Source organism: Sporomusa sp. (assembly GCF_035561255.1).
In the GTDB taxonomy this organism is placed as follows: domain Bacteria; phylum Bacillota; class Negativicutes; order Sporomusales; family Sporomusaceae; genus Sporomusa.
The window spans coordinates 1-3,402 of sequence record NZ_DATMXX010000159.1 but is presented as its reverse complement, the minus strand read 5'-3'; the positions used below and the strand labels follow the sequence as shown (position 1 = coordinate 3,402).

3 protein-coding genes are annotated in these 3,402 nt (G+C 45.9%); 2 read left to right on the top strand and 1 reads right to left on the bottom strand.

Annotation, left to right across the window (positions count from 1 at the left end):
- The first annotated feature begins 140 nt into the window (after positions 1 to 140).
- A complete protein-coding gene (sppA, locus tag VN379_RS09040) occupies positions 141 to 1,067 on the top strand; it encodes a signal peptide peptidase SppA (protein ID WP_325532988.1) in 927 nt (308 codons plus the stop codon).
- Between the two features lie 17 nt (positions 1,068 to 1,084).
- Positions 1,085 to 1,666 (top strand): Yip1 family protein, encoded by a 582-nt coding sequence (locus tag VN379_RS09035; protein WP_325532986.1) that lies wholly within the window; start codon positions 1,085 to 1,087, stop codon positions 1,664 to 1,666.
- Here VN379_RS09035 and VN379_RS09030 read toward each other — a convergent pair.
- A partial coding sequence (locus tag VN379_RS09030) for a DUF6044 family protein (protein ID WP_325532984.1) occupies positions 1,663 to 3,402 on the bottom strand: 1,740 nt, incomplete at its 5' end. The genes VN379_RS09035 and VN379_RS09030 overlap by 4 nt on opposite strands.

Sequence of the window (3,402 nt, the reverse complement as noted above, 5' to 3'; positions counted from 1 at the left end):
GCAAATAATAAACTATATATTCCGCTTTTGCCAACACACCACCCGCCTGCAAAACTTAACGCGTTGTATATATATAAATCGATTAAGAAGTATACTCCAATATTTTCACTAAAAACAATCAGCACTAAGGAGGTAAGCTTGTGTTTAAAAGATCGGTGGTTCTTTTCCTGGCATTACTTATTGGTATATCAATGATCGCTGCACTCTTTATCACTCCCGGGTTCAAACAAAAGAAAATGGGTGGCGGCGATAAACTGGCTATCATCTATGTAGAGGGGATGATAATCGGTGGTCGCGGTCAAGTCGGATTATTTAGCGAGGGCGGCGGCACAGACCATTTGATTCGCCAACTGCATGCTGCCCGGGATGATGAGTCTGTTAAGGCAGTCGTACTCAGGATTAATAGCCCTGGCGGTACTGTTCCAGCCTCTCAGGAGGTCGGGGAGGAGCTTAAGAAACTCCGGGCAGCAGGCAAACCGGTGATTACCTCAATGGCGGACATGGCCGCCTCAGGCGGCTACTGGCTGGCAGCCTGCACGGATAAGATATATGCCAACCCTTCCACGATAACAGGCAGTCTTGGTGTATATATGCCCTACTCTAACTGGGAAGAGTTATATAAAAAAATTGGTGTGAGGCAGGAAAAAATCAAAAGCGGCCCGCATAAAGATATCTTATCACCAGACCGGCAGCTGACGCCGGAAGAACGTGCCATTATTCAAGATATGGTGGACGATATGTACAATCAATTTATTGATGTAATTGCAGAAGGACGGCACCTAGATCCAGCCAAAGTGCGCCAACTGGCTGACGGGCGCATTTATACCGGGCGTCAGGCTAAGGAAGTGGGGCTTGTTGATGAACTGGGCAATATGTATGATGCAATTGACGGTGCTGCCGCGCTGGTGGGCATTCAAGGCAAGCCCGAAATTGTCGAATATGGGAAAGTCAGTGCCATCGAAGCATTGTTAGGCGCTCAAAACAGTGTTAATTCAGATCAGCTTATACTTCAACGCCTAAAAGAAATGCTCTCGGCCAGTCCATCGGCCATGCCCCAGAGCAATTAAGGGGAGGGGGCGAGTTTATGGGTAGTTTTATTGAGATAATCTATGATGTATTATTTAAACCTAAGGCTGCAATGCAGTATATTGCCGAAAAAAAATTGACCGGGCAAGCGGTCGCTATGTTTACCATTTGCATGCTTGTGCCGGTGTGGGCAATATATGCCGGAATCAAGGGCGCGACAGGGGTTCCGGTCCCGGGTCTCCTCTTTATCTTTCATGTGATTGGCAGTTTAGTTTTTTGGGTGCTGAGTGCCGCGATTCTTGCGTTTATTGCCGAGCTGGCCGGCGGTCGTGGAACGCCTGTTGGCCTGTTCTCCGCATTGGGGTTCTCTCACCTGCCCCGGGTTGTGGTTATGCCGCTGTGGGTAATTGCCTCGTTATTACCCGCAGGTGTCCAGGAAATCTGTTTCGGGATTATTGGCATCCTTGTCGTACTTTGGACATTGTCTTTAAATGTTGCCGCCCTGCAAGGCGCGTATGGCTTGTCAGGTGTAAAAGCAGTGCTTGTGCTGATGGCCCCGTTACTGGCGATTATTGGTACAGTTGCAGCGATTATTATTTTTGCCGGTTCAGCTTTGATACACCTGCCATTCCATGGTTAGCGGGCTCGGTAAAGGTAAATTTCCCACGGTGACCAGGCTTCGGTAAACCGTTGTAAAAATTCAAGGTTATTTTCTTCATAGTTTGTTATTTCGGCGGCCGATAAGATATATTGGCCGCCCAATTTTTTGAAGGCGCCTACGTCAAGATCCAGATGATTTAGTTTTAACTGATATGACTTTCTTACCTGGTAATACTCAAGCTCGGCAGGAAAGATGTAGCAGGTGATGCCCCAATCATCGAAATACCTTTGCCAGAATGGGTTCTTGGCCAGCTCTTTAGCCATGATCTGACGGAAAGCATGTTTATATTCAAGCGGATAAATATTGAGTCGCCCATCAAGTGTATAGAAGCCATTATATTGGGTAATGGCCGGATAAAGGCCAATGCTGGCAATCCGGTATTCTTGTTTGGGCCGGCCGATATAGTTATCTACTTTTTTAAGTAAACTGTCGGAAAAAAATTCGCCATAACTTATGTTTTCATACAGCCAGGCGTTCTCCATAACCGAGGCGCCTGTTTGCTTTTGTATGGCCAGATCATATTCGCTATTATTGCCAAATAAATATACAAGCTGCAGCACGATTAACAATGTTGCCAGCAGTCGGCCAATATAGCGGATATTAGCGATAACGGACAGACTTAGAGCAAAAATAGTATACCAAATAAGCGGATGCAGCCAGTGAAAACGCTGGACTTGAAAAGCGTTAAAAAAGCTAATGCCAGCGACTGCTGACATAAAAAACTCTGAGTAACGCAAGCCGTAGAAAATCGATAAGCTCAGTGCGAATGCCAGTAACACCAATATGAACTTGCATTCGCGTTTTTGCCGCCAGCCAAAAAGTAACGCCAGTGGTACTGCGATAAACAAAATGTATTTGTGCAGACTGACAGCATGGTATTGTCCGTTAGTAAAGTTCTCTATAATGAGAGCCTGAACACCAGCCCAATCCCGGGCTTGCCCCAGGATAATCCGGTTAATTTCCTCCCGGCTTGAAACAAATCCGGCACTGAAGAAGGCATTATAGATAAGCCATATTTCGGTTACGCAATACGAAGCAGCCAAGAGGGCGATGCCTCCCCAGAATTTTGGGCGATTTTGCCGATTCTGCCAGTAATCATACAAAGCAGCCAGGCTGAGTGTTGCCAGAATAAATACACCTACAAGAGGAAGTGACGAATACAGGGCGAACATAATAATAATAATGACAGAACCTGTCAATTTTTTATCATGAAATAGATTACACATTGCATAGAATAGTAAGGGCTGTCCGGCGATTGACAGTCCGTAAACTGTATAAAAGGGGATGGTAGCAAACGAGGCCGCGCCCGCCCACGCTAACCAGGCCTGCCGCTGGTCGGCAAGGCAATAGTGCCTGAGTAAAAGATACATGCCAATAAATGCGGTGCTATGTACAAGGAGCAGATTGACAAGATAAGCGCGGAACGGCGGCAAGATAAGGTACAGCCAGGTAATGATGTTAAAACCACTTGGCAGACAGCTTCGCGGTACTTCACCAAGCATTTGACTGACTGTTCCGGTCAGATCAAATGTTTTACCACTATTGACCAGAACTGTCCAGGCGGTAATCCAGTCCAGATTGTCATTAATCGTAAAGTGAGCATTTTGCCGGAAAATAACAAATGGCGCTAAATAGGCAAGTAATACGCTGGTAAAAATAAGGGCAGCCTTGTGCCTTAGTAAGTGTTTAAAAATATTATTTAATATAGTAAGCAT

Bases quoted from the DNA above. Each gene is read 5' to 3' on its own strand.
- VN379_RS09035 (WP_325532986.1), top strand. From the start codon at position 1,085: ATGGGTAGTTTTATTGAGATAATCTATGATGTATTATTTAAACCTAAG.